We start from the raw sequence: 26,413 nt of genomic DNA on the forward strand, positions 1-26,413 counted from the left end.
GCTATCGTTGCTAACTGGGCTTTACTTGGAGTAAAGCTCGACGATGAGGTTCTCGTTGATGTCGGCAGGCAGTTCAGTACGCTCAGGAACTGACTTGTAAACGCCGGACATCTTGTTGGCGTCAACCTCTACCCAGCTTACCGGTGCGCGGCTTGCAGCCAGGTCCAGAGCGCCTTTAACGCGCAGCTGGTTCTTGGCCTTTTCACGCACGCTCACAACGTCACCCGGCTTAACCTGATAAGAGGCGATGTTTACCGACTTATCGTTAACCAGGATCGCCTTGTGAGAGACGAGCTGACGAGCTTCCGCACGGGTAGAACCAAAGCCCATGCGATATACAACGTTATCCAGACGACCTTCCAACAGCTGCAGCAGGTTTTCGCCTGTTGCACCCTTCAGACGGGCCGCTTCTTTGTAGTAGTTACGGAATTGCTTTTCGAGCACACCGTAAATACGACGAACTTTCTGTTTTTCACGAAGCTGTACGCCGTACTCGGACAGACGACCGCGACGCGCGCCGTGCATACCCGGCGGAGTCTCGATTTTGCACTTGGAGTCGAGCGCGCGTACGCCGCTCTTCAGAAAAAGATCTGTCCCTTCACGACGAGACAGCTTGCACTTCGGGCCTATATAACGAGCCATATTTCACTGTCTCCTGTGTTAGACGCGGCGCTTCTTGGGCGGACGACAGCCGTTATGGGGAATCGGCGTCACATCTGTGATGTTGGTGATCTTGTAGCCACACGCGTTCAGCGCGCGAACTGCAGATTCACGTCCGGGCCCAGGACCCTTAACCTCTACGTCCAGGTTTTTAAGGCCGTATTCAGCAGCCGCATTACCGGCTCTTTCAGCTGCTACCTGCGCAGCAAAAGGTGTACTCTTACGTGAGCCGCGGAAACCGGAACCACCAGAAGTGGCCCAGGACAGGACGTTGCCCTGACGGTCCGAAATGGTCACGATAGTGTTGTTGAAGGACGCGTGTACGTGCGCGACGCCATCAACAACCGTCTTTTTCACCTTTTTACGGGTACGTGTACCTGGCTTTGCCATGTTTGCCTACCTGTTACTTGCGAATCGGTTTGCGAGGACCTTTCCGGGTGCGGGCGTTGGTCTTGGTGCGCTGGCCACGGACCGGAAGGCCATGACGATGACGCAGACCACGGTGGCATCCGAGATCCTTCAAACGCTTGATGTTCATCTGTACTTCACGACGCAGATCGCCTTCAACGATAAACTTGCCCACTTCGGTACGAAGGGATTCAAGCTGCTCGTCGCTAAGGTCTTTGACCTTGACGTCCGGCTTGACGCCGGTTGCATCGCAAAGCTTCTGGGCTGTTGTCTTGCCAACACCAAAGATGTAGGTCAGCGAGATAACAGCATGTTTGTTGTCGGGTATATTGACACCGGCTATACGTGCCATCCAAATTACTCCGCGTTCAAAGCTTTGCTGTGTGAATTTTCCGCCACAAAAAGGGCGCGAAATAATAGCGCTTGACCCGGCTCCGAGTCAAGCGCCACTATTCCGAACCCCTGTAACAATGTCAGGTTTGATCCGCTGAATCAGCCCTGGCGCTGCTTGTGACGAGGCTCCGTGCAAATGACTCGAACTGAGCCATTGCGACGAATTACTTTGCAGTTACGGCAAATTTTCTTTACCGAAGCGCGTACTTTCATTGTCGACTCCAGTTTCTCAGGGAACGACTACCGCCGTTCCGACCTAGCCCTTGAGATTGGACTTCTTCATCAGTGACTCGTACTGATGTGACATCAGGTGTGATTGAACCTGAGCCATGAAATCCATCACGACGACTACAACAATCAGCAGTGAGGTACCACCCAGATAGAAGGGTACGTTACCTGCAACCATCAGGAACTGTGGGAACAGAGACACTGCTGCAATATACATTGCCCCGAACAACGTCAGACGGGTCAGTACACCATCGATGTACTTTGCGGTCTGTTCACCCGGGCGAATGCCGGGAATGAACGCACCGGAGCGCTTGAGGTTATCCGCAACTTCCTTGGGATTATACATCAGCGCTGTATAGAAGTAGCAAAAGAAGATAACTGCTGCTGCAAACAGAATGATGTACAACGGCTGGCTCGGAGCCAGGGCCTGGGAAACGCTGCTCAGCCACTCCATGCCTTCACCCTGACCGAACCATTGCCCCAGCGACGCCGGGAACAACAGAAGGGACGAGGCGAAGATCGGCGGAATAACGCCGGCCATATTGACCTTCAAGGGCAAATGACTGGACTGCTGGGCAAACACCCGGCGACCTTGCTGACGCTTGGCATAGTTAATGGTCAGACGCCGCTGTCCCCGCTCCATGAAAACCACGAAGCCAATGACGGCAACTGCAAGGATACCAATACCGAGCACGACCAACAGGCTCATCTCACCGCTACGAGCCTGCTCCAGGGTTTGGCCAATGGCGCCGGGCAAGCCGGCGACAATGCCGGTGAAGATCAACAGCGAAATACCGTTGCCGATACCGCGCTCGGTGATCTGCTCACCCAGCCACATCATGAACACAGCGCCAGAAACAAACGACACCACCGCCACAAAGTGGAAGCTGAAGCTGTCGTTGAAGGTGACGCCCTGTGAGGCCAACCCCATGGAAATACCAAAGCCCTGAACCAGGGCCAGGACAACCGTACCATAGCGCGTATATTGGCTGATCTTACGACGACCAGACTCGCCTTCCTTTTTCAGTTGCTCAAGGTGCGGGCTGACCGCCGTCATGAGCTGCATGATAATGGAAGCCGAAATATACGGCATGATACCGAGTGCGAAGATACTCATGCGCTCAAGCGCACCACCGGAAAACATGTTGAACATGCTCAGGATCGTGCCCTGATTCTGCTCGAACAATGCCGCCAAACGGTCCGGGTTAATGCCAGGCACGGGAATGTGGGCACCGATCCGGTACACCAACAATGCCAGGAAGACAAACCAGAGCCGCGAACGCAGCTCTGCAAATCCTTTTCCGGCGCCCGCAGGCATGGATGCTGTCTTGGCCATTTAGTCCTCGACTCGCCTTAGTCTTCGACTTTACCACCCGCGGCAGTAATTGCCTCGCGTGCGCCCTTGGTGACACGAAGGCCCTGTACGGTTACTGCACGGTCAATTTCGCCGGACAGGATAACCTTGGCTTCGCGGATTTCATCGCGGACGATGTCGGCGCGCTTCAACGCATCCAGATCCACAACGTCGCCTTCAACCTTCGCCAGTTCGTTCAGGCGAATCTCAGCGACGTAGCGCTGCTGGCGAGACGTGAAGCCGTACTTCGGCAGACGGCGTGCCAGTGGCATCTGACCGCCTTCAAAACCCCGAGCAACGGTACCGCCGGAACGGGATTTCAGACCTTTGTGACCACGGCCACCGGTTTTACCCAGGCCGCTACCGATACCACGACCGACGCGCTTGGCGGACGGACGTGAACCGGGTTCCGGAGCAAGTTCGTTCAGACGCATCTCAGTTCTCCTCAACCCGAACCAGGTAATTTACCCGGTTGATCATACCGCGGATGGAAGGTGTGTCTTCCAGCTCAACGGTGTGACCGATTTTACGAAGACCCAGGCCCTTCACACACAGCTTGTGCTTGGGCTGACAGCCGATCGGGCTGCGGGTCAGAGTTACTTTGATCGTATTGTTCGCCATGACTTCAACCCAGAATATCGTCGACGGATTTACCGCGCTTGGCCGCAACATCTTCAGGCGCTTTCATGGCCTGCAGACCCTTGATGGTGGAACGCACTACGTTCACCGGGTTGGTAGACCCGTAACACTTGGACAGTACGTTCTCCACACCGGTTACTTCCAATACCGCACGCATCGCACCACCGGCGATGATACCGGTACCTTCGGAAGCCGGCTGCATGTAGACCTTGGAGCCGCCATGCTGTGCCTTGACCGGGTACTGGAGAGTGTTGCCGTCAAGCGCCACATCTACCATGTTTTTGCGCGCAGCTTCCATGGCCTTCTGGATGGCAACCGGAACTTCCCGGGCCTTACCACGACCGAAACCAACACGACCTTTACCATCACCCACTACAGTCAGTGCGGTGAAGGCGAAAATACGGCCACCTTTAACAACCTTGGCGACGCGATTGACCTGAACCAGCTTTTCCTGGAGCTCAGGCGCCTTCTGTTCGTTAACGCTCATCTTCTCCACCTCTTAGAATTGCAAGCCAGCTTCACGGGCAGCGTCGGCCAGAGCCTGGACACGACCGTGATAACGGTAACCCGAGCGGTCAAAAGCGACCTTCTCGATGCCTGCTGCCTTGGCACGCTCAGCGATCAGCTGACCGACCTTCTGGGCAGCTTCCACGTTACCGGTTGCACCCTGGCGCAGATCCTTATCCAACGTGGAGGCAGAGGCCAGCACTTTGCTGCCATCTGCAGTCGTAACCTGGGCATACATGTGACGCGGCGTGCGGTGAACGCACAGACGGTCGGTACCCAGCTCACGGATCTTCATGCGCACTTTGCGTGCGCGACGCAGTCTTTCGTTATTTGCGCTCATAGTCCCGCCTTATTTCTTCTTGGCTTCTTTGCGTCTGACCTGCTCATCCGCATAACGCACACCTTTGCCTTTGTAAGGCTCTGGCGGACGGAACGCGCGGATTTCAGCAGCGACCTGGCCAACCTGTTGCTTGTCGATACCGCGAACTACCACTTCGGTGTTCGAAGGAGTTTCAGCGGTAACACCCTCGGGCAGCTCATATTCAACCGGGTGGGAAAAACCCAGTGTCAGATTGAGCTTCTTACCTTGCGCCTGCGCACGGTAACCTACGCCCGTCAGCTGGAGTTTACGCTCCCAGCCAGTGGACACGCCGGTAACCATGTTGTTAACCAGCGCGCGGGTAGTACCTGCAAGAGCGCGGGACTTTTTGGCGCCATCACGAGCAGCAAAGCGCAGAACATTCTCTTCCTGCGTTACTTCAACCGCCTGATGGATGGTGAATTGAAGCGCTCCCTTGGAACCCTTCACATCGATTTCCTGTCCGTTCAGCTTAACCTCAACACCGGAAGGCAGCACGACAGGATTATTGGCAACCCTGGACATGTGTATCTCCTAGAATACGGTGCAGATGACTTCGCCACCCACGCCTGCAGCACGTGCAGCGCGGTCTGTCATAACGCCCTTGGACGTTGAGACAATCGCGACCCCAAGACCACCAGCTACCTTCGGCAGCTCACCTGAACCTTTGTACTGACGCAGGCTCGGGCGGCTTACCCGCTGGATCTCTTCAATTACCGGCTTACCGCCGAAGTACTTCAGAGTGATGGTCAGCTCGGGCTTAGCGTCGGCTGAAACGGAAAAATCCTCTACGTAACCTTCGTCCTTCAGGACTTGGGCTACGGAGGCCTTCATCTTGGACGACGGCATCGTTACGTCGGCTTTCGATGCCATCTGGGCATTACGGATACGGGTAAACATATCCGCAAGCGTGTCTTGCATACTCATTAGTATGAGGCTCCTGATCTTTTTAGTTGTGCAGCGGCTTGCCGCACCGCTTACCAACAGGCACCTGACCGAAGTCAGGCGGCCTATCTTACCAGCTTGACTTGGTCAGGCCAGGCACGTCACCGCGCATGCCGTATTCGCGGAGTTTAATCCGCGAAAGCTCGAACTTGCGCAAAACACCGTGCGGGCGACCAGTAACCTGGCAACGATTCCGAAGACGAGACGGGCTCGCATTACGAGGAAGCTGCTGGAGCTTCATCTGTGCGTCCCAACGTTCTTCATCGCTGGTATTCGGGTTCTTGATAATAGCTTTGAGCTCCGCGCGCTTGGCTGCGTATTTCGCAACCATTTTTTCGCGCTTCAGCTCACGCTGCTTCATTGAAACCTTCGCCATGTCACTCGTTCCTTATTTCTTGAACGGAAAGCCAAAGGCTTTCAAGAGTTCGCGACCTTCGTCGTCGGAATCAGCAGTGGTGGTGATGGTCACATCCAGGCCACGGACCTTGTCTACCTTGTCGTAGTCAATTTCCGGGAAGATGATCTGCTCACGCACACCCATGCTGTAGTTTCCACGACCGTCAAAGGATTTCGGGTTCAGACCGCGGAAGTCACGAATGCGGGGAACCGCAATGTGCACCAGACGATCAAAGAAATCCCACATGCGTTCGCCACGCAGGGTCACTTTACAGCCAATCGGCCAACCTTCACGGATTTTGAAACCCGCGACGGATTTGCGAGCTTTGGTGATCACCGGTTTCTGGCCCGCTAGGCGCTCCAGATCGGCAACTGCGTTTTCGATCAGTTTTTTATCACCAACAGCTTCACCAACACCCATGTTCAGGGTGATTTTCTCAATCCGCGGCACCTGCATGATGTTCTTGTAAGAGAACTCCTTCTGCAGGGCAGGTACCACTTCTTTAGTGTACTGCTCTTTACTGTTAAGCATCGTAACCACCACCGCTTACTGGTTATCGACGGCTTCAGACGTGGACTTGAAGATCCGCACTTTGGTGCCGTCTTCCTTAACCTGGAAGCCTACACGATCGGCTTTGCCGGTCTGCGGATTAAAAATAGCCACGTTGGAAACCTGGATAGGTGCTTCTTTCTCGACGATACCACCCTGGGTGCCGAGCATCGGGTTTGGCTTGGTGTGCTTCTTGATCATGTTGATCCCAGAAACAAGCACTCGGCCGTCGTCCTGAACCTTCAGGACTTTACCACGTTTGCCCTTATCTTTCCCGGTGGTGACGATTACTTCGTCATCGCGTTTGATCTTTTTCATAACCGGCCTCTGGTCCTTTAAAGTACTTCGGGTGCCAGTGAAATAATTTTCATGAACTTCTCATTACGCAGTTCACGGGTAACCGGTCCGAAGATACGGGTACCGATGGGTGCGTCCTGAGGGTTCAGAAGCACTGCGGCGTTGCCGTCGAAGCGGATCAAAGAACCGTCTGGACGACGTACGCCTTTGCGGGTACGTACCACTACAGCCTTCAGGACCTGGCCTTTCTTAACCTTGCCGCGGGGAATGGCTTCCTTGACGGTCACCTTGATGATATCCCCAACGCCTGCATAGCGCCGGTGAGATCCGCCCAGGACCTTGATGCACTGGACTTGCCGTGCACCACTGTTATCCGCGACTTCAAGCATTGTTTGAGTCTGAATCATGGTTGTTCTCCGGGCGAATTACACCTTGGATGCAGTTTCGGTGACTTCCACCAGGGCCCAGCTCTTGGTCTTGGAGACCGGACGGGTTTCCTGGATGGTGACTGTGTCGCCGACGTTGCACTGGTTGCTTTCATCGTGCGCATGAATCTTGGTGGAGCGCTTCATGTACTTACCGTACAGAGGGTGTTTCACCTGACGCTCAACCAGGACCACGATGGACTTGTCCATCTTGTTGCTCACGACCTTGCCGCTAAGAGTTCTGGCAGTTTGGGTAGCTTCGGTCATGTTACTGTCCTGCCTTTTCGTTCAATACCGTTTTAACGCGCGCAATGTCGCGCTTCACCTTGCCGAGAAGGTGAGACTGATTCAGCTGACCTGTCGCCTTACGCATGCGCAGGTTGAACTGCTCCTTCAGGAGGTCGATCAGCTCTTGGTTCAGCTCCTCGACTGACTTTTCACGCAGCTCTGTTGCTTTCATCACATCACCGTCCTCTTAACAAAGGTGGTCTGTACCGGCAGTTTGGCAGCAGCGAGTGTGAAAGCGTCACGGGCCACATCTTCGGCCACGCCTTCCATCTCGTACAGCATACGGCCAGGCTGAATTTCAGCCACCCAATACTCGACAGAACCTTTACCTTTACCCATCCGGACTTCAAGCGGCTTGCTGGTGATCGGCTTGTCCGGGAAAACCCGGATCCAGATCTTACCACCACGCTTGATCCGACGGTTCATCGTACGACGAGCAGCCTCGATCTGGCGCGCAGTTATACGCCCACGAGTTGTCGCCTTCAATCCGTATTCACCGAAGCTCACCTTGTTGGCACGGTGCGCGAGGCCGGTGTTACGGCCTTTCATTACCTTGCGGAATTTCGTGCGTTTTGGTTGCAACATAAGAGTGCCCCTTTACTTAGAACCTTTCTTCCCAGAGGCTTTCTTGTCAGCACGGACCTGTTCCATACCACCAAGAATCTCACCTTTGAAGATCCATACCTTCACGCCGATAATGCCGTAGGTGGTTTGCGCTTCGTAGGTTGCGTAATCAATATCTGCACGCAGAGTGTGCAGAGGAACGCGACCTTCGCGATACCACTCGGACCGGGCAATTTCAGCGCCCCCGAGACGACCGCCTACCTGGATCTTGATGCCCTTGGCGCCCTGACGCATGGCGTTCTGTACCGCGCGCTTCATGGCACGACGGAACATCACACGACGCTCGAGCTGACCGGCAACGTTTTGCGCTACCAGCTTGGCATCCAGATCCGGTTTGCGGACTTCTTCGATGTTGATGTGCACGGGCACGCCCATCATGGCGCTTACTTCGCGACGCAGACGATCAACATCTTCACCCTTCTTCCCGATCACAATGCCGGGACGGGCGGTATGGATCGTGATCCGGGCGTTCTGAGCAGGGCGCTCGATCACGATCTTGCTGACAGACGCCTTTTCCAGACGCTTGTCGAGGAATGCGCGAACTTCGATGTCATTCAGAAGCTTGTTCGCGTAGTCCTTTTTATCGGCGTACCACACTGAGTTGTGCTCTTTGATCACACCCAGGCGAATGCCGGTTGGATTTACTTTATGACCCATCTGAGCATCTCCTACTTGTCGGCGACCTTGACGGTGATATGACAGGTGCGCTTGAAAATACGGTCAGCGCGCCCCTTGGCTCGAGCTCGGATTCGCTTGAGCGTTGGGCCCTCATCCACCATGATGGTGGAAACCCGCAGATCATCTACGTCCAGACCTTCGTTATGCTCAGCGTTGGCAATGGCGGACTCAAGAGCTTTCTTGATGATCACCGATGCCTTCTTAGGGCTGAATGTCAGAATGTTCAGGGCGTCCTCAACAGCCTTGCCGCGTACCTGGTCAGCGACAAGACGTGCTTTTTGAGCTGAGAGGCGAGCGCCCTTGTACTTGGCTGCTACTTCCATTTCTATTACCTCGAGATCAGCGTTTAGCTTTCTTGTCGGCTGCATGACCACGATAAGTACGCGTTGCCGCGAACTCACCCAGCTTATGTCCAACCATATCTTCGGTGACATAAACCGGCACGTGTTGCTTGCCGTTGTGGACTGCAATGGTCAGGCCTACCATCTCTGGGAAAACGGTTGACCGGCGGGACCAGGTTTTAATGGGCCGCTTGTCGTTGTTTTCCAGAGCTGCCTCGACCTTCTTCAACAGATGCAGGTCTATAAAAGGACCTTTCTTCAAAGAACGTGGCACAGCAAATTACCTCTATGTAGTCGTTTACTTGGCCGAACGACGACGTACTATCATCTTGTCAGTACGCTTGTTCTTACGAGTTTTATGCCCTTTGGTCGGAACACCCCACGGAGTAACCGGGTGACGTCCGCCAGAGGTACGCCCTTCACCACCACCATGCGGGTGGTCAACTGGGTTCATAGCAACACCACGTACTGTTGGCCGTTTGCCGCGCCAACGTGATGCACCCGCTTTACCAAGCTGCTTGAGACTGTGTTCGCTGTTGGAGACTTCGCCCAACGTGGCACGACAATCAACAAGCACCTTTCGCATTTCACCTGAGCGCAGGCGGATGGTTGCATAAGAACCTTCCCGAGCAACCAGCTGTACGGATGCGCCCGCGGAACGAGCCAGCTGGGCACCTTTGCCAGGCTTGAGTTCGACGCAGTGGATCACGGAACCGACCGGAATGTTCCGGAGCGGCAGCGTGGAACCCACCTTGATCGGCGCGTCGATACCGGAGCGCACAGGATCGCCAATCTGCATACCCTTGGGAGCGATAATGTAACGACGCTCGCCATCGGCGTACTTCAGCAGTGCGATGTGCGCAGAGCGGTTAGGATCGTATTCCATGCGCTCAATAACCGCAGGGATACCATCTTTGGTCCGCTTAAAATCGATGACACGGTAGTGCTTCTTGTGACCACCACCGGTGTGACGGGTTGTGATGCGGCCTACATTGTTACGACCACCCGTCTTGTTCTTTCTTTCTACCAACGGCTCGTAGGGGCGCCCAGTGTGCAGATCCGGGTTGTAAAGCTTTACAACGTGACGGCGTCCGGCAGATGTTGGTTTGGTTTTGACGATCGGCATATTACGACCCCTTTACCTTATTCCACATCCAGAAAATCGATGTCCTGACCTTCTGCCAGCTTTACATAAGCCTTACGAATGTCATTACGCTTGCCGAATCCGCGGATAGTGCGCTTTTGCTTACCCTTGCGGTTCAGAACCTGAACACCTTCTACGGTGACGTTGAACAGCTGCTCAACGGCTTTCTTGATCTCCGGCTTGGTGGCATCAGCGGATACGCGGAACGCAACCTGACCACGCTCTGCCGCCAGAGAGGCTTTTTCCGATACGAGCGGCCCAAGCAGGACCTGATAAATACGTTCCTGATTCATCCCAGCATCTCCTCGATCTTCTTCAGAGCGGGAACAGTCACCACGACTTTCTCGAAGGCAACCAGGCTGACCGGATCCAGACCAGCAATATCACGCACATCAACGTGCGGAATGTTACGAGAGGCCAGATGCAGGTTCTGCTCTACGCTTTCAGAAAGAATCAGGGCATTGGATACGCCCAGGTCATTCAGCTTGGCAGTGAAAGCCTTAGTTTTCGGGCTGTCCACGTTGATATCGTCAACAACAACCAGGCGCTCCTGGCGAACCAGCTCGGAGAAAATGGACCGCATCGCAGCACGGTACATCTTACGGTTAACCTTCTGCTCGAAATCACGGGGCTTGGCAGCGAAAGTAACACCACCAGCGCGCCAGATCGGAGAGCGGATAGTACCCGCACGAGCACGACCAGTACCCTTCTGACGCCACGGCTTCTTGCCACCGCCGGCAACTTCGGAACGTGTCTTCTGTGCTTTGGTACCCTGACGGCTGGCTGCCATGTAGGCAGTCACCACCTGGTGAACCAGAGCTTCGTTAAAATCTTTGGCAAACGCAGCGTCGGAAACAGAGATTCCTTTGCCGCTACCAGTAATTGTCAATTCCATCGCACCGCTCCTCAGGCTTTAACTGCAGGCTTGATGACAACATCGCCGCCAGTTGCGCCAGGTACGGCACCACTCACCAGCAGCAGGTTGCGCTCGGCATCGACACGGACAATCTTCAGGTTCTGCACGGTGACCTGTGCGTTACCCATCTGACCGGCCATCTTCTTGCCCTTGAACACCTTACCCGGAGTCTGGTTCTGACCAATGGAACCCGGGGCACGATGCGACAGGGAGTTACCGTGAGTAGCGTCCTGCATGGAGAAATTCCAGCGCTTAACGCCGCCCTGGAAGCCCTTACCTTTGGACTGACCGATAGCGTCCACTACCTGGCCATCTTCAAACACGGAAACATTCAGCTCGCCACCGGCGGCCAAATCTTCGCCTTCGCCTTCGCCCAGACGGAATTCCCAGTTACCACGACCAGCCTCTACGCCAGCTTTCGCGTAGTGTCCGGCTTCAGCCTTGGTTACACGGGAGGAGCGACGAGAACCTACGGTTACCTGAACTGCACGGTAGCCGTCGTTTTCGAGAGTTTTCAACTGGGTAATGCGGTTGGGCTCAACCTCAATTACCGTTACGGGCAATGCTTGCCCTTCATCCGTAAAAATACGGGTCATACCGGCCTTACGACCGACAACACCAATTGCCATGTTTCACCTCTTAAGTGTACGGGGCTCGCACCCTCTATGGCCTGTGACAGTTACACAGACTAATACCGGGCGGTATTAGCCGAGGCTGATCTGAACGTCCACACCTGCTGCCAGGTCCAACTTCATCAGAGCATCAACTGTCTTTTCCGTCGGCTCAACGATGTCGAGCAAACGCTTATGCGTACGAATTTCATACTGATCACGCGCGTCTTTGTTGACGTGCGGAGAGATCAGAATCGTGTACTTTTCCTTCCGCGTCGGCAGAGGAATCGGGCCACGCACCTGAGCGCCGGTCCGCTTGGCGGTATCGACGATCTCCTGCGTGGACTGGTCGATCAGGCGATAATCAAACGCCTTCAACCGAATTCGAATTTTTTGGCTTTGCATGATGCACCAAACTCCACTCGTAGCAGCTACTTTATTAGCCGACCTTCAAAAAAAGGAGCCGCATTGTATGCAGAATACCCAACCGTGTCAACAGCCATGCTGAAGACCTGGTCGGGCAACTGTGCGACTCATACGGAAAAGGGGCTGAACATTCAGCCCCTTTTCCGGATCATCGAATAACTTACTCGACGATCTTGGATACCACGCCGGCACCAACGGTACGGCCACCTTCGCGAATCGCGAAGCGCAGGCCATCTTCCATGGCGATCGGAGCGATCAGGGTAACAGACATTTTCACGTTGTCACCCGGCATTACCATTTCAACACCTTCCGGCAGTTCACAAGAACCAGTCACGTCAGTTGTACGGAAGTAGAACTGCGGACGGTAGCCTTTGAAGAACGGGGTGTGACGACCACCTTCGTCTTTTGCCAGGACGTACACTTCGCACTCGAACTTGGTGTGGGGAGTGATGGACCCCGGAACCGCCAGTACCTGACCACGCTCAACGTCGTCACGCTTGGTACCACGCAGCAGGGCACCGATGTTCTCACCAGCACGACCTTCGTCGAGCAGCTTACGGAACATCTCAACACCAGTAACAACGGTCTTGACGGTGTCTTTGATACCAACGATTTCAACTTCGTCGCCAGTCTTGACGATACCGCGCTCAACACGACCGGTTACAACGGTACCACGACCGGAGATGGAGAAGACGTCCTCGATCGGCATCAGGAACGGCTGATCGATGGCACGCTCCGGCTCGGGGATGTAGTCATCCAGAGCTTCTACCAGCTTCTTAACAGCGGTAGTGCCCATTTCGTTGTCGTCTTTGCCTTCCAGCGCCATCAGAGCAGAACCGGTAACGATCGGAGTGTCGTCGCCCGGGAACTCGTACTGGCTCAGCAGATCACGAACTTCCATCTCGACCAGCTCGAGCAGCTCTTCATCGTCTACCATGTCCGCTTTGTTCAGGAACACAACGATGTACGGTACGCCAACCTGACGGGACAGCAGGATGTGCTCACGAGTCTGCGGCATGGGGCCGTCAGCAGCGGAGCAAACCAGGATCGCGCCGTCCATCTGGGCAGCACCGGTGATCATGTTCTTCACATAGTCAGCGTGGCCCGGGCAGTCAACGTGCGCGTAGTGACGAGTCGGAGAATCGTACTCAACGTGGGAAGTCGCGATGGTGATACCACGCGCCTTCTCTTCCGGTGCGTTATCGATCTGGTCGAACGCACTGGCAGAACCTGTACCCCAAACTTCGTGACATACACGAGTCAGAGCAGCGGTCAGAGTGGTTTTACCATGGTCAACGTGACCGATGGTGCCCACGTTCAAGTGCGGCTTACTACGCTCAAATTTTTCTTTAGACACGGTTACACCTCTTCCTGTTACTTAAATTCTGGGAATCAACCCTGTTTAATGATCGCATCGGCAATGTTCGATGGAGCTTCGGAATAACCGGCAAACTCCATGGAATATGACGCCCGGCCCTGAGTTGCAGAACGCAGGTCGGTGGCGTAACCAAACATCTCCGACAACGGAACTTCGGCGCGGATCTGCTTGCCAGCCGGAATGTCTTCCATACCCTGTACAAGGCCGCGACGACGGTTCAGGTCGCCTACTACGTCACCCATGTAATCTTCAGGGGTAACAACCTCCACCTTCATCATCGGCTCCAGCAGCGCCGGATTGGCTTCCAGAGCGCCCTTCTTCATTGCCATGGAACCGGCAACTTTAAAGGCCATCTCGTTGGAGTCGACGTCGTGGTAAGAACCGTCATACAGGGTTGCTTTGATGCGCAGCAGCGGATAACCGGCCAGACAGCCGTTCTGCATCTGCTCTTCAATACCCTGCTGAACCGCCGGGATGTATTCCTTCGGAACAACACCACCAACGATTTCATTCACGAAGATAAAGTTTTCGCCTTCTTCATCATCCAGCGGCAGCGGCTCAAGCTTCAGCTTGACGTGACCGTACTGACCACGACCACCCGACTGACGAACAAACTTGCCTTCGACGTCTACCGGCTTACGAATGCACTCACGGTAGGCTACCTGCGGCTTACCGATGTTGGCTTCAACCTTGAACTCGCGACGCATACGGTCAACGATGATGTCCAGGTGCAGCTCGCCCATACCAGAGATGATGGTCTGGCCGGACTCTTCGTCGGTACGAACACGGAATGAGGGATCTTCCTGGGCCAGCTTGCCCAGAGCAACACCCATCTTTTCCTGGTCGGCCTTGGATTTCGGCTCAACAGCCACCGAGATAACCGGCTCCGGGAACTCCATGCGCTCAAGAACGATCTTGTGGTTCTCGTCACACAGGGTGTCACCAGTGGTCACACTCTTCAGACCGATGGCGGCAGCGATATCGCCCGCCAGTACTTCCTTGATTTCCTGACGCTCTTTGGAGTGCATCTGCACCATCCGGCCGACACGCTCTTTCTTCTGCTTAACAGAGTTGTATACAGCGTTACCGGATTCCAGCTTACCGGAGTAAACACGGAAGAAGGTCAGCGTACCCACGAACGGGTCGGTCGCGATCTTGAACGCCAGAGCGGCGAACGGCGCTTCGTCATCAACCGGACGGGTTTCTTCGGTACCCTCGTCGTCAACTTCACCGCGGATGGCCTTAACTTCGTCAGGCGCCGGCAGGAATTCGATAACGGAGTCCAGAACGGCCTGAACGCCCTTGTTTTTGAACGCGGAACCACAGGTGGCAACAACGATTTCGTTGGCCAGGGTACGCATACGAAGACCTTTCTTAATGTCCTCAATGGAAAGCTCGCCTTCCTCGAGGTACTTCTCCATCAGCTCTTCGTTGGCTTCAGCCGCGGCTTCCACCATTTCCTCACGGTACTGCTCGACTTCGTCGACCATGTCCGCGGGAACGTCCTTCTCTTCGTAGGTCGCACCGGCGTCGGCTTCGTTCCAGTAAATTGCCTTGTTGCGGATCAGGTCCACAATGCCGGCGAATTCGTCTTCAGCGCCAATCGGCAGCTGAATGGGAACGCAGTTCGCGCCCAGGCGATCCTTGATCTGCTCGACAACGCGCAGGAAGTCTGCACCGGCACGGTCCATCTTGTTGACGAACACCATGCGCGGAACTTCGTATTTGTTGGCCTGACGCCATACGGTCTCGGACTGCGGCTCAACACCTGAGGAACCACAGAACACAACCACGGCACCATCCAGAACACGCAGGGAACGCTCTACTTCGATGGTGAAGTCAACGTGCCCCGGGGTGTCGATGATATTGATCCGGTGCTCAGGGTACTGCTTATCCATACCCTGCCAGAAAGTGGTGGTAGCAGCGGAGGTAATGGTGATACCACGCTCCTGCTCCTGCTCCATCCAGTCCATGGTAGCGGCGCCATCATGAACCTCACCGATCTTGTGGGAGATACCTGTGTAGAACAGTACCCGCTCGGTGGTAGTGGTCTTGCCCGCATCCACGTGCGCACAGATACCAATGTTTCTGTAACGTTTGATCGGAGTCTTGCGTGCCACGATATAAACCTCGGCTGTTTAGAAACGGAAGTGAGAGAAAGCCTTGTTGGCTTCGGCCATGCGATGCACGTCTTCGCGCTTCTTCACAGCGGAACCTTTGCTGTCGGCGGCATCAAGAATCTCACCTGCCAGACGCTGCGCCATGCTTTTCTCGCCGCGCTTCCGTGAAAATTCTACGAGCCAGCGCATGGCCAGCGCGTTTTGACGGGAAGGCCGTACTTCTACGGGCACCTGGTAGGTGGCACCACCAACACGGCGGGATTTAACTTCCACCATCGGCTGGATGTTTTCCAGGGCCTTTTCGAACATGTCGATCGGCTCTTCCTTTGATTTCTCGGCAACAATGTCGAGCGCGCCGTAAACAATGCGCTCTGCAACGGATTTCTTACCGCTTTCCATCACGTGGTTGATGAACTTGGCAAGACGTGCACTGCCGAATTTCGGATCCGGGATAATTTCCCGTTTTGCTGCAACTCTTCTTCTAGGCATCGATAAGCCCTTATATATCTAAAAGGTCTTCAGGAACCCCTGAGATAGCAAACTGCTACTCAGCCTTACTCTTACCGTTCTGACAAGCAACGATAAAAGACACCCGTGCGGGACATCAGGACTTGGGTCGTTTTGCACCGTACTTGGAGCGGCCCTGCTTACGATTCTGCACACCCTGGGTGTCCAAAGTACCGCGAACAGTGTGATAGCGCACACCCGGCAAGTCTTTTACTCGACCGCCGCGGATCAGCACAACACTGTGCTCCTGAAGGTTGTGACCTTCACCACCAATGTATGAGGAAACCTCGTAGCCGTTGGTCAGACGAACACGGCACACTTTACGAAGTGCTGAGTTCGGCTTCTTCGGCGTTGTGGTGTACACACGAGTGCATACACCACGGCGCTGAGGGCAGGCCTGCAGAGCAGGAACGTCGCTCTTGGCTGCCTTGCGCTTACGAGGCTTACGCACCAACTGATTAATCGTTGCCATGTAAGCAAACTCCAAAAAAAGCTATTCCAATGAAACTTACCCCCAGTGAAGGGGGTAAAATTTAAGGGACGCAAGTTTAAGCCCGCGCCCCGGGTCAGTCAAGCTGACTGATCTCTTTTTAACCACCCCACGGGTAGGTATCTACCCGCAGGTGGTTTGCGCCGGCTCAACTTTCGCGGTTGAGTTCGGCGCTCAGCGCTTCTTCCACATCCGCCGCAGTCACGCCCTGCTCTTCCAGTTCACGCTTGCGACGACGCTCGTTGTGGTAGGCCAGACCGGTACCAGCCGGGATCAGACGACCCACGACCACGTTTTCTTTCAGGCCGCGCAGGTAATCACGCTTGCCATTGACAGCGCCTTCGGTCAGAACCCGCGTGGTCTCCTGGAAGGAGGCGGCGGAAATGAACGATTCGGTTGCCAGGGAGGCCTTGGTGATACCCAACAGCAGACGCTGGTACTTCGCCGGTTCCTTGTCGAGGGTTTCGACGCGCTCGTTCTCTTCCAGCACCTGGGTGATTTCCACCTGGTCGCCAGACAGGAGCGTGGTATCGCCCGGATCGGTGATTTCCACCTTGCGCAGCATCTGACGAACGATAACCTCAATGTGTTTATCGTTGATGACAACGCCCTGCAGACGGTACACGTCCTGGATCTCGTTGGTGATGTACTTCGCCAGCTCCACGACACCCAGCAGACGCAGGATATCGTGCGGGTTGGACGGACCATCCGAGATCACTTCGCCCTTCTCAACGGTTTCACCTTCGAACACGTTCAGCTGGCGATGCTTCGGAATCAGCACCTCGTACGGATCGGCATCACGCGGCGTGATTACCAGGCGCTTCTTGCCTTTGGTCTCTTTCCCGAAGGACACCACACCACTGGTCTCCGCCAGGATGGAAGACTCTTTCGGACGACGGGCTTCGAACAGGTCGGCAACCCGTGGCAGACCACCGGTGATGTCACGAGTCTTGGAGCTTTCCTGCGGGATACGTGCAACCACGTCACCCAGCTCAACCCTGGCACCGTTGGCCATGGTCACCAGCGCATTGGCTGGCAGGAAGAAGATCGCGGCACCGCCACCCGGCAGCTCCACATCGTTACCGTTGTCATCCACCAGCTGGATGGCCGGACGGATGTCCTTACCAGCTGCCGGACGTTCCTTCGGATCAATCACTTCCATGGTCGACAGTCCGGTCAGCTCGTCGGTCTGGGTCCGGACGGTAATGCCCTGATCCATGTGCACGAACTTAACGGTACCTTCGGCTTCAGCCACGATTGGGTGGGTGTGCGGATCCCACTTGGCCACCACAACGCCGGCTTCGACTTCGTCACCGTTCTTCACGGACAGCACGGCGCCATACGGCAGCTTGTACCACTCGCGCTCACGGCCCTGATCATCAGCGATCGCCAGTGCCGAGGAGCGTGAAATAACCACCAGGCTGCCGTCGCTTTTCTCGATCGACTTCAGGTTGTGCAGGCGAACCGTACCACCGTGCTTAACCTGGATATTGTCCACCGCAGACGCCCGACTTGCCGCACCACCGATGTGGAAGGTACGCATGGTCAGCTGGGTACCCGGTTCACCGATGGACTGGGCGGCGATAACGCCAACCGCTTCACCCACGTTCACCTCATGGCCACGGGCCAGGTCACGGCCGTAACACTTCGAACAGATACCGTGGCGGGTGTCACAGGTAATCGCGGAGCGTACCCAGACTTCGTCCACACCGGCACGTTCCAGCGTTTCAACCGCCTTTTCGTCCAGCAGCGTGCCGGCCGGAATGACGGCGTTTTCCTTATCGATCGGCGTGAAGGCGTCACGGGCGGTTACACGGCCCAGTACACGATCACCCAGTGGCACAACGACGTCGCCGCCTTCGATGTGCGGCGTCATCAACAGGCCTTCGTCAGTGCCACAGTCTTCCTCGGTCACCACCAGATCCTGGGATACATCAACCAGACGACGGGTCAGGTAACCGGAGTTCGCGGTCTTCAGTGCGGTATCCGCCAGACCCTTACGGGCACCGTGGGTGGAGATGAAGTACTGGAGTACGTTCAGACCTTCACGGAAGTTCGCGGTGATCGGCGTTTCGATGATCGAGCCATCCGGCTTGGCCATCAGGCCACGCATACCGGCCAGCTGACGGATCTGGGCGGGGGAGCCCCGGGCACCAGAGTCGGCCATCATGTAAACGGAGTTGAACGACTCCTGCATCAGGTCTTCGCCGTCTTCGCCCTTCACCGGATTACCATCAGGCCCAATCACCTGCTCCTGGGACAGACGCTCCATCATGGCCTTGGAGACCTTGTCGTTGACCCGGGACCAGATATCGATCACCTTGTTGTACTTCTCGCCCTGGGTCAGGAGACCCGACGCGTACTGGGTCTCGATGTCCTTAACCTCGGCAGAGGCGGCATCCACCATCTCGTATTTTTCCGGCGGGATCTCGAAATCGTTAAAGCCGATGGAGATACCGGACACGGTGGCGTAGTGATAACCCATGTACATCAGCTGGTCAGCAAAGATAACGGTATCCTTGAGACCGGCTTCGCGATAACAGGTATTGATCAGGTTCGAAATGGCCTTCTTGACCATCGGCTTGTTCACGATGTCGTAAGACAGGCCGTCCGGCAGGATATCGAACAACAGGGCACGACCAACGGTGGTGTCCACAATCTTGTGCTGTTCGATCTTCTCGCCGTCGTCGCCGTAGGTGACTTCTTTAACTCGAACCTTAACGATGGCCTGCAGATCCACCTTGCCTGCGCCATAGGCACGGTGCGCCTCTTTTACGTCGGCAAACACCATGTCTTCGCCCAGCGCGCTCTTACGCTCACGAGTCATGTAGTACAGACCCAATACAACGTCCTGGGAAGGCACGATGATCGGCTCGCCATTGGCCGGTGACAGTACGTTGTTGGTAGACATCATCAACGCACGCGCTTCGAGCTGGGCCTCCAGGGTCAGCGGCAGGTGCACCGCCATCTGGTCACCGTCGAAGTCGGCGTTATAGGCCGCACACACCAGCGGGTGCAGCTGGATAGCTTTACCTTCAATCAGAACCGGCTCGAAAGCCTGGATACCCAGACGGTGCAGTGTCGGCGCACGGTTGAGCATGATCGGGTGCTCGCGGATGACTTCGTCCAGGATATCCCAGACCACGCCTTCCTCGCGCTCGACCATCTTCTTGGCGGCCTTGATGGTGGTCGCCAGGCCACGGTGCTCAAGCTTGGAGAAAATAAACGGCTTGAACAGCTCCAGTGCCATTTTCTTGGGCAGGCCACACTGGTGCAGACGCAGGTAGGGACCAACCACGATCACGGAACGACCGGAGTAGTCCACACGCTTACCCAGCAGGTTCTGACGGAAACGACCCTGCTTACCCTTGATCATGTCGGCCAGGGACTTCAGCGGACGCTTGTTGGTGCCGGTGATGGCACGACCACGACGGCCGTTGTCCAGCAGCGCATCCACGGACTCCTGCAGCATGCGCTTTTCGTTGCGCACGATGATGTCCGGGGCGTTCAGCTCCAGCAGGCGCTTGAGACGGTTGTTCCGGTTGATCACGCGACGGTACAGGTCGTTCAGGTCGGAGGTGGCAAAGCGGCCACCGTCCAGCGGTACCAGCGGACGCAGGTCGGGCGGCAGAACCGGCAGTACGGTCATGATCATGTCGCCCGGCTTGTTGCCGGAATACAGGAACGCCTCAAGAATCTTCAGACGCTTGCTGAATTTCTTGATCTTGGTTTCGGAATTGGTCTGCGGGATTTCTTCACGCAGGGCATCCACTTCCGCCTGGATATCGATGTCTTCAAGCAGTTCCTTGACGGCTTCGGCACCCATGCGGGCATCGAATTCGTCGCCAAACTCTTCCAGGGCTTCGTAATACTGCTCGTCGTTTAGCAGCTGGCCCTTTTCAAGTGTGGTCATGCCTGGGTCGATAACGATGAAGGATTCAAAGTACAGAACCCGTTCAATGTCACGCAGAGTCATGTCCAGCATCAGACCAATGCGGGACGGCAATGATTTCAGGAACCAGATGTGAGCGACCGGGCTGGCCAGGTCGATATGGCCCATGCGATCACGACGGACGCTGGCCAGTGCAACTTCAACACCACACTTCTCGCAGATCACACCGCGATGCTTGAGGCGCTTGTACTTGCCGCACAGGCACTCGTAATCCTTGATCGGGCCGAAGATCTTGGCACAGAAAAGACCGTCACGCTCCGGCTTGAAGGTGCGGTAGTTAATGGTCTCGGGTTTCTTAACCTCACCGAAAGACCAGGAGCGAATCATGTCAGGCGACGCAAGACCGATACGGATCGCGTCGAATTCCTTGCTCTGATTCTGGCTCTTGAGAAGATTCAGCAAATCTTTCATCAGTAAAAGCTCCGGATGGCGTTAATCTCGGGCGGGCACACGAGGTGCCCGCTCACGCTGCCAAAAAAATTCGGCTCACTCGGATTCCAGCTCGATGTCGATACCCAACGAGCGGATTTCCTTGACAAGAACGTTGAAGGATTCAGGCATTCCCGGCTCCATCCGGTGATCGCCATCAACAATGTTCTTGTACATCTTGGTGCGGCCGTTTACGTCGTCCGACTTCACGGTGAGCATTTCCTGCAGGGTGTAGGCGGCGCCGTACGCCTCCAACGCCCAGACTTCCATCTCACCGAAGCGCTGACCACCGAACTGGGCCTTACCACCCAGCGGCTGCTGGGTAACCAGGCTGTAGGAGCCGGTGGAACGAGCGTGCATCTTGTCATCGATCAAGTGGTTCAGCTTGAGGATGTACATGTAGCCCACGGTCACCGGACGGTCAAATGCGTCACCGGTGCGGCCATCGTACAACGTCACCTGACCACTGGTATCCATGTCGGCCAGCTCCAGCATGCGCTTCACTTCGCGCTCCTGGGCACCGTCGAATACCGGCGTTGCCATCGGCACGCCATCACGCAGGTTGCTGCACAGCTCCAGGATCTCCTTGTCGCTCAGGGAGTCCAGGTCCACCTTGAACACTTCGTCCGAGTGGTTGTAAATCTGGTCCAGCAACTCACGCAGCTCTGCCACCTTACGCTGCTCTTCCATCATCCGGGTAATCTTGTCGCCCAGACCTTTTGCAGCCATGCCCAGGTGTGTTTCCAGTACCTGACCAACGTTCATCCGCGACGGTACACCCAGCGGGTTCAGTACCACGTCCACCGTGGTGCCGTACTCATCGTGCGGCATATCCTCGATCGGCATAACCGCTGAGATAACACCCTTGTTACCGTGACGGCCGGCCATCTTGTCACCCGGCTGGATGCGACGCTTGATCGCCAGGTATACCTTGACGATTTTCAGTACGCCCGGCGCCAGATCGTCGCCCTGCTGGAGCTTGCCTTTCTTGTCTTCAAAGCGCGCTTCGTGCTCTTTCTTGCGCTCTTCCAGACCCTGCTCGGATTTTTCCAGCAGCTCGTTCAGGGCTTCATCCTTCATGCGAAGCTTGAACCAGTCGGCACGCGGCAGTTCGGCCAGATAGCTTTCATCCAGCTTGCTGCCTTTCTTGACGCCGCCCGGACCACTTATGACTTCCTGGCCTTTCAGGGCCGCCATCAGACGCTCAAAGGTGGCACCCTCAACAATCCGGTACTCGTCTTTCAGGTCCTTGCGGTACTTATCGAGCTGTTCTTTCTCGATGGACAACGCACGGGCATCCTTCTCAATGCCATCGCGAGTAAATACCTGCACATCGATAACGGTGCCTCGGGTACCGGTCGGCACACGCTGGGAGGTGTCCTTAACGTCGGACGCCTTCTCACCGAAGATGGCACGCAGGAGCTTTTCCTCCGGTGTCAGCTGGGTTTCGCCTTTCGGCGTCACCTTGCCCACCAGAATGTCACCGGGGCCGACTTCCGCGCCGATGTAAACCACACCGGACTCATCCAGCTTGGACAGCGCGCTTTCACCAACGTTCGGGATATCGGAGGTAATTTCCTCGCTACCCAGTTTGGTATCACGGGCCACGCAGGTCAGTTCCTGAATGTGGATCGTAGTCAGACGGTCTTCCTGAACCACCTTCTCGGAGATCAGGATCGAGTCCTCGAAGTTGTAACCGTTCCAGGGCATGAATGCGATGCGCATGTTCTGCCCCAGGGCCAGTTCACCCAGGTCGACGGACGGACCGTCAGCCAGCACGTCGCCACGAGCAATCTCGTCGCCTTCGCGGACGATGGAGCGCTGGTTGATGCAGGTGTTCTGGTTCGAGCGGGTGTACTTGGTGAGGTTGTAGATATCCACACCAGCATCACCGGCTTCGGTTTCTTGGTTGTTAACGCGAACCACGATACGGGCTGCGTCAACGCTTTCGATCACACCACCACGGCGAGCGGTTACACATACGCCGGAATCCTGGGCCACGGTGCGTTCAACACCAGTACCTACCAGCGGCACCTGAGCCTTCAGGGTCGGAACGGCCTGACGCTGCATGTTTGCACCCATCAGGGCGCGGTTGGCGTCATCGTGCTCCAGGAACGGAATCAGTGACGCTGCCACCGATACTACCTGGCGCGGCGACACGTCCATGAAGTTCACCGACTCCGGCGGAGCCACGGTAAATTCGTTCCGGTGACGTACGGTTACCAGTTCATCCGTCAGGCGCTTGTTCTCATCAGTTTCAGCACTGGCCTGGGCGATGATGTAGTTGCTCTCTTCAATCGCAGAGAGGTACACCACCTCGTCAGTCACCACGCCATCAACCACTTTCCGATACGGACTTTCGAGGAAGCCGTAGGAGTTGGAACGGGCGTAAGTGGCCAGCGAGTTGATCAGACCAATGTTCGGGCCTTCCGGCGTCTCGATCGGGCACACACGGCCATAGTGAGTCGGGTGTACGTCCCGAACCTCAAAGCCGGCACGCTCACGGGTCAGACCGCCTGGGCCAAGCGCGGAAATGCGGCGCTTGTGAGTGACCTCGGACAGCGGGTTGTTCTGGTCCATGAACTGGGACAGCTGGCTGGAACCGAAGAATTCCTTAACAGCCGCCGCAACCGGCTTGGCGTTGATCAGATCCTGCGGCATCAGGCCTTCGCTCTCGGCCAGGCTCAGACGCTCACGCACGGCACGCTCAACACGAACCAGACCAACACGGAACTGGTTTTCGGCCATTTCACCGACGCAACGGATACGACGGTTGCCCAGGTTATCAATGTCGTCCACCTGGCCCTGGCCGTTACGAATACCAATCAGGGTCTTCAGGACATCAATGATGTCTTCGTGGGTCAGCGTACCTTCGCCGGTGCTTTCCTCACGGCCCAGACGACGGTTCAGTTTCATACGGCCAACCGACGACAGGTCATAGCGCTCATCGGAGAAGAACAGGTTGTTAAACAGGTTCTCAGCCGATTCCTTGGTGGGCGGCTCGCCCGGACGCATCATGCGGTAGATTTCCACCAACGCTTCGAGCGGAGTGCGGGTCGGGTCGATACGCAGCGTATCGGACATGAACGGACCACAATCCAGATCGTTGGTGTACAGGGTCTCAATTTCGGTAACACCGGCATCCAGGATGTTCTGGACAATTTCCTCGGTCAGCTCGGTGTTACATTCCACCAGCACCTCACCAGTGGACTGATCGATCATATCCTTGGCAAGTACGCGGCCGTAGAGGTATTCGGTCGGTACTTCCAGCTCACTGATACCCGCCTTTTCCAGCTGTTTGATGTGACGAGCAGTAACCCGGCGGCCTTCCTCAACAATGACGTTGCCATCCTGATCCTTGATATCGAAAGTCGCGATATCACCACGCAGACGGCTAGGCACCAGCTCCAGCTTGCACTTCTCTTCACCCAGCGCGAACTTGGAGGTCTCAAAGAACATCTCCAGCATCTGCTCGGAGGTATACCCCAGGCCGCGCAGCAGGATGCTTGCCGGCAGCTTACGACGACGGTCGATGCGCACGAACACACTGTCCTTCGGATCAAACTCGAAGTCGAGCCAGGAACCACGGTAAGGAATCACCCGCGCCGAATACAACAGCTTACCGGATGAGTGGGTCTTGCCCTTGTCGTGATCGAAGAACACACCAGGTGAACGATGCAGCTGGGAAACGATTACGCGTTCGGTACCGTTGATAACGAAGGTACCGTTTTCAGTCATCAGGGGCATTTCGCCCATGTAGACTTCTTGTTCTTTAATGTCCTTGATCGCCTTGTTGGACGATTCCTTGTCATAAATGATAAGGCGGACTTTTACCCGCAGCGGCGCGGCGTAGGTAACGCCCCTGAGCTGACATTCCTTGACATCAAACACTGGCTCGCCAATTCGGTAGCTCACGTACTCGAGTGCGGCGTTGCCAGAGTAACTGACAATCGGGAATACGGATTTGAAGGCAGCATGAAGACCGGTTTCCCGGCGGTCTTCTGGAGCGGCTTCATCTTGCAGGAAGTCCCGGAACGAATTCAGCTGTATAGACAGCAAATAGGGGACGTCCATAACGGAAGGCAATTTACTAAAGTCTTTGCGAATCCGCTTTTTCTCAGTATAGGAGTAAGTCATCTGCATTCCCCAGCGTTAGACCTGATACCTGGTATCAAGAAGCAATAAATGTTCTGCTTCGGGGCCGAATTGCTCGGCATATCGCGCCGTCTTGAATAAGACTCTGGCTGTAGGTTATAGAACTGACAACAACCTTTATTGCTCACCAGACTCTATAGCATATACAACAGAAAAAGGCCGGTGGCACTGAGCCACCAGCCTGTCCATGCTTATCGCACGGTGTCGATCAACAGCCGACTCTTACTTAAGCTCAACAGAAGCGCCTGCTTCCTCAAGCTTGGTCTTGGCTGCTTCAGCGTCTTCCTTGGAAGCGCCTTCTTTAACGGTAGACGGAGCGCCGTCAACCATTTCTTTCGCTTCTTTCAGACCCAGGCCAGTCAGTTCACGAACGGCCTTGATTACGTTGACCTTCTTCTCACCCGGACCGGTCAGAACAACGTCAAATTCGGTCTGCTCTTCAGCAGCGGCAGCTTCGCCACCAGCAGCGGCCGGAGCGGCAGCAACAGCAGCTTCAGCAGAAACGTTAAACTTCTCTTCCATTGCTTCAACGAGCTCAACAACTTCCATTACGCTCATTTCAGCAATTGCATTCAAAATATCGTCTTTAGACAGAGCCATGATGACTTTCTCCCAAAAATATAAAAATGGTTTTCAACGGAATCAAGCAGCGTTGCGCTTCTCGTCCCGGACTGCAGCTACAACACGCGTAATCCGTCCCGGAATATCGTTCAGGCTGCGTACGAGCTTGGTAACTGGTGCCTGTGTAACAACGGCCAGCTTGGTCAACGCTTCGTGCAGCGTCGGCAGCTTGGCAAGGCGATCGATCTGATCAGCGCCCATCAGCTCACCGCCGACAGCCAGACCTTTGATTTCGAAAGCCTCTTTCTCTTTGGCAAAGTCCTTCAACAGGCGCGCGGCGGCACCCGGATCTTCCATAGAGAACGCCAGAATGGTCGGGCCAACCAGAGCTTCTTCGATGCATTCGTACTCGGTGCCTTTAATAGCAATCTTCGCCAGGTTGTTACGAACAACTTTCAGACGAACATTTTCGGCACGAGCCTTGGCACGAAGTGCGGTCATGTCACCGGAGGTGACACCGCGGTAATCAGCCAAAACCACAGACAGAGCAGTACCAGCAGTCTCGTTGACTTCAGCGACGATCGCTTTCTTGTCTTCGAGTCTAATTGCCACTGGTTTTCTCCTCGATTTCGC

34 protein-coding genes are annotated in these 26,413 nt (G+C 55.6%); all 34 read right to left on the bottom strand.

All coding sequences use genetic code 11. The annotated features are described in order from the left end of the window. Positions 1–21: 21 nt before the first annotated feature. Positions 22–642: a 30S ribosomal protein S4 gene (gene rpsD / locus BY454_RS05945; RefSeq protein WP_091706118.1), complete on the bottom strand. Its 621-nt coding sequence runs from the start codon at positions 640–642 to the stop codon at positions 22–24. 18 nt (positions 643–660) lie between these two features. Beyond that, complete coding sequence (gene rpsK, locus BY454_RS05950; RefSeq protein ID WP_091706120.1) at positions 661–1,050, bottom strand: 30S ribosomal protein S11; 390 nt, start codon at positions 1,048–1,050, stop codon at positions 661–663. A 13-nt stretch (positions 1,051–1,063) separates the two neighbouring features. After that, positions 1,064–1,420 carry a 30S ribosomal protein S13 gene (rpsM, locus tag BY454_RS05955; protein WP_091706121.1) on the bottom strand — a complete coding sequence of 119 codons (357 nt, stop codon included), beginning with the start codon at positions 1,418–1,420 and terminating at the stop codon, positions 1,064–1,066. Positions 1,421–1,560: 140 nt separating this feature from the next. Beyond that, the gene (gene rpmJ / locus BY454_RS05960; RefSeq protein ID WP_004580765.1) at positions 1,561–1,674 is read right to left on the bottom strand and encodes a 50S ribosomal protein L36; all 114 of its coding nucleotides are present in this window, start codon (positions 1,672–1,674) and stop codon (positions 1,561–1,563) included. Positions 1,675–1,717: 43 nt separating this feature from the next. Next, positions 1,718–3,025, bottom strand: coding sequence for a preprotein translocase subunit SecY (secY, locus tag BY454_RS05965; RefSeq protein ID WP_104416849.1), 1,308 nt, complete (start codon positions 3,023–3,025; stop codon positions 1,718–1,720). Between the two features lie 17 nt (positions 3,026–3,042). Beyond that, positions 3,043–3,477, bottom strand: coding sequence for a 50S ribosomal protein L15 (rplO, locus tag BY454_RS05970; RefSeq protein ID WP_104416848.1), 435 nt, complete (start codon positions 3,475–3,477; stop codon positions 3,043–3,045). A 1-nt stretch (position 3,478) separates the two neighbouring features. Continuing rightward, on the bottom strand, positions 3,479–3,664 hold the full coding sequence (rpmD, locus tag BY454_RS05975) for a 50S ribosomal protein L30 (protein ID WP_104416847.1): 186 nt from the start codon (positions 3,662–3,664) through the stop codon (positions 3,479–3,481). Positions 3,665–3,668: 4 nt separating this feature from the next. Beyond that, positions 3,669–4,169 (bottom strand): 30S ribosomal protein S5, encoded by a 501-nt coding sequence (rpsE, locus tag BY454_RS05980; protein WP_104416846.1) that lies wholly within the window; start codon positions 4,167–4,169, stop codon positions 3,669–3,671. 12 nt (positions 4,170–4,181) lie between these two features. After that, positions 4,182–4,529, bottom strand: a complete 348-nt coding sequence (gene rplR, locus BY454_RS05985) for a 50S ribosomal protein L18 (RefSeq protein WP_104416845.1) — start codon at positions 4,527–4,529, stop codon at positions 4,182–4,184. A 9-nt stretch (positions 4,530–4,538) separates the two neighbouring features. Next, the gene (gene rplF / locus BY454_RS05990; RefSeq protein ID WP_091706131.1) at positions 4,539–5,072 is read right to left on the bottom strand and encodes a 50S ribosomal protein L6; all 534 of its coding nucleotides are present in this window, start codon (positions 5,070–5,072) and stop codon (positions 4,539–4,541) included. Between the two features lie 9 nt (positions 5,073–5,081). Beyond that, positions 5,082–5,474 carry a 30S ribosomal protein S8 gene (rpsH, locus tag BY454_RS05995; RefSeq protein ID WP_104416844.1) on the bottom strand — a complete coding sequence of 131 codons (393 nt, stop codon included), beginning with the start codon at positions 5,472–5,474 and terminating at the stop codon, positions 5,082–5,084. Positions 5,475–5,562: 88 nt separating this feature from the next. Then, complete coding sequence (gene rpsN / locus BY454_RS06000) at positions 5,563–5,868, bottom strand: 30S ribosomal protein S14 (protein WP_104416843.1); 306 nt, start codon at positions 5,866–5,868, stop codon at positions 5,563–5,565. Positions 5,869–5,880: 12 nt separating this feature from the next. Further along, positions 5,881–6,420 (bottom strand): 50S ribosomal protein L5, encoded by a 540-nt coding sequence (rplE, locus tag BY454_RS06005; RefSeq protein WP_104416842.1) that lies wholly within the window; start codon positions 6,418–6,420, stop codon positions 5,881–5,883. Between the two features lie 15 nt (positions 6,421–6,435). Continuing rightward, a complete protein-coding gene (rplX, locus tag BY454_RS06010; protein ID WP_104416841.1) occupies positions 6,436–6,756 on the bottom strand; it encodes a 50S ribosomal protein L24 in 321 nt (106 codons plus the stop codon). 17 nt (positions 6,757–6,773) lie between these two features. Further along, the gene (rplN, locus tag BY454_RS06015) at positions 6,774–7,142 is read right to left on the bottom strand and encodes a 50S ribosomal protein L14 (RefSeq protein WP_091706140.1); all 369 of its coding nucleotides are present in this window, start codon (positions 7,140–7,142) and stop codon (positions 6,774–6,776) included. A gap of 18 nt (positions 7,143–7,160) precedes the next feature. Further along, positions 7,161–7,427: a 30S ribosomal protein S17 gene (gene rpsQ, locus BY454_RS06020; protein WP_104416840.1), complete on the bottom strand. Its 267-nt coding sequence runs from the start codon at positions 7,425–7,427 to the stop codon at positions 7,161–7,163. 1 nt (position 7,428) lies between these two features. Further along, a complete protein-coding gene (gene rpmC, locus BY454_RS06025) occupies positions 7,429–7,620 on the bottom strand; it encodes a 50S ribosomal protein L29 (protein WP_091706143.1) in 192 nt (63 codons plus the stop codon). Next, positions 7,620–8,033 carry a 50S ribosomal protein L16 gene (gene rplP / locus BY454_RS06030; protein WP_104416839.1) on the bottom strand — a complete coding sequence of 138 codons (414 nt, stop codon included), beginning with the start codon at positions 8,031–8,033 and terminating at the stop codon, positions 7,620–7,622. Before rplP ends, rpmC begins: the two co-directional genes overlap by 1 nt. A gap of 12 nt (positions 8,034–8,045) precedes the next feature. Continuing rightward, positions 8,046–8,729, bottom strand: a complete 684-nt coding sequence (gene rpsC / locus BY454_RS06035; RefSeq protein WP_091706146.1) for a 30S ribosomal protein S3 — start codon at positions 8,727–8,729, stop codon at positions 8,046–8,048. An 11-nt stretch (positions 8,730–8,740) separates the two neighbouring features. Beyond that, entirely contained in the window at positions 8,741–9,073 is a 333-nt protein-coding gene (rplV, locus tag BY454_RS06040) for a 50S ribosomal protein L22 (RefSeq protein ID WP_104416838.1), read from the bottom strand. A 16-nt stretch (positions 9,074–9,089) separates the two neighbouring features. Continuing rightward, the gene (rpsS, locus tag BY454_RS06045; protein WP_104416837.1) at positions 9,090–9,365 is read right to left on the bottom strand and encodes a 30S ribosomal protein S19; all 276 of its coding nucleotides are present in this window, start codon (positions 9,363–9,365) and stop codon (positions 9,090–9,092) included. Positions 9,366–9,389: 24 nt separating this feature from the next. After that, positions 9,390–10,217: a 50S ribosomal protein L2 gene (gene rplB / locus BY454_RS06050; RefSeq protein WP_091706150.1), complete on the bottom strand. Its 828-nt coding sequence runs from the start codon at positions 10,215–10,217 to the stop codon at positions 9,390–9,392. Positions 10,218–10,234: 17 nt separating this feature from the next. Beyond that, positions 10,235–10,528: a 50S ribosomal protein L23 gene (rplW, locus tag BY454_RS06055; protein ID WP_104416836.1), complete on the bottom strand. Its 294-nt coding sequence runs from the start codon at positions 10,526–10,528 to the stop codon at positions 10,235–10,237. Continuing rightward, positions 10,525–11,130, bottom strand: a complete 606-nt coding sequence (gene rplD / locus BY454_RS06060) for a 50S ribosomal protein L4 (RefSeq protein ID WP_104416835.1) — start codon at positions 11,128–11,130, stop codon at positions 10,525–10,527. Before rplD ends, rplW begins: the two co-directional genes overlap by 4 nt. Before the next feature lie 11 nt (positions 11,131–11,141). Beyond that, entirely contained in the window at positions 11,142–11,780 is a 639-nt protein-coding gene (rplC, locus tag BY454_RS06065; RefSeq protein ID WP_104416834.1) for a 50S ribosomal protein L3, read from the bottom strand. A gap of 75 nt (positions 11,781–11,855) precedes the next feature. Further along, entirely contained in the window at positions 11,856–12,167 is a 312-nt protein-coding gene (gene rpsJ / locus BY454_RS06070; protein ID WP_077529290.1) for a 30S ribosomal protein S10, read from the bottom strand. A gap of 181 nt (positions 12,168–12,348) precedes the next feature. Continuing rightward, the gene (tuf, locus tag BY454_RS06075; protein WP_104425546.1) at positions 12,349–13,545 is read right to left on the bottom strand and encodes an elongation factor Tu; all 1,197 of its coding nucleotides are present in this window, start codon (positions 13,543–13,545) and stop codon (positions 12,349–12,351) included. A gap of 35 nt (positions 13,546–13,580) precedes the next feature. Continuing rightward, positions 13,581–15,686, bottom strand: a complete 2,106-nt coding sequence (gene fusA, locus BY454_RS06080; protein ID WP_104416832.1) for an elongation factor G — start codon at positions 15,684–15,686, stop codon at positions 13,581–13,583. A gap of 18 nt (positions 15,687–15,704) precedes the next feature. Then, positions 15,705–16,175: a 30S ribosomal protein S7 gene (rpsG, locus tag BY454_RS06085; RefSeq protein WP_099619739.1), complete on the bottom strand. Its 471-nt coding sequence runs from the start codon at positions 16,173–16,175 to the stop codon at positions 15,705–15,707. A 115-nt stretch (positions 16,176–16,290) separates the two neighbouring features. Further along, positions 16,291–16,665: a 30S ribosomal protein S12 gene (rpsL, locus tag BY454_RS06090; protein WP_007154021.1), complete on the bottom strand. Its 375-nt coding sequence runs from the start codon at positions 16,663–16,665 to the stop codon at positions 16,291–16,293. Positions 16,666–16,831: 166 nt separating this feature from the next. Beyond that, a complete protein-coding gene (rpoC, locus tag BY454_RS06095; RefSeq protein WP_104425547.1) occupies positions 16,832–21,046 on the bottom strand; it encodes a DNA-directed RNA polymerase subunit beta' in 4,215 nt (1,404 codons plus the stop codon). 75 nt (positions 21,047–21,121) lie between these two features. Then, on the bottom strand, positions 21,122–25,201 hold the full coding sequence (rpoB, locus tag BY454_RS06100) for a DNA-directed RNA polymerase subunit beta (protein ID WP_104416871.1): 4,080 nt from the start codon (positions 25,199–25,201) through the stop codon (positions 21,122–21,124). A 240-nt stretch (positions 25,202–25,441) separates the two neighbouring features. Then, positions 25,442–25,819, bottom strand: a complete 378-nt coding sequence (rplL, locus tag BY454_RS06105; protein ID WP_091706625.1) for a 50S ribosomal protein L7/L12 — start codon at positions 25,817–25,819, stop codon at positions 25,442–25,444. 42 nt (positions 25,820–25,861) lie between these two features. Beyond that, the gene (gene rplJ / locus BY454_RS06110; protein ID WP_104416830.1) at positions 25,862–26,392 is read right to left on the bottom strand and encodes a 50S ribosomal protein L10; all 531 of its coding nucleotides are present in this window, start codon (positions 26,390–26,392) and stop codon (positions 25,862–25,864) included. Positions 26,393–26,413: the final 21 nt, after the last annotated feature.

The organism is Marinobacter persicus (assembly GCF_002934325.1).
GTDB lineage: Bacteria > Pseudomonadota > Gammaproteobacteria > Pseudomonadales > Oleiphilaceae > Marinobacter > Marinobacter persicus_A.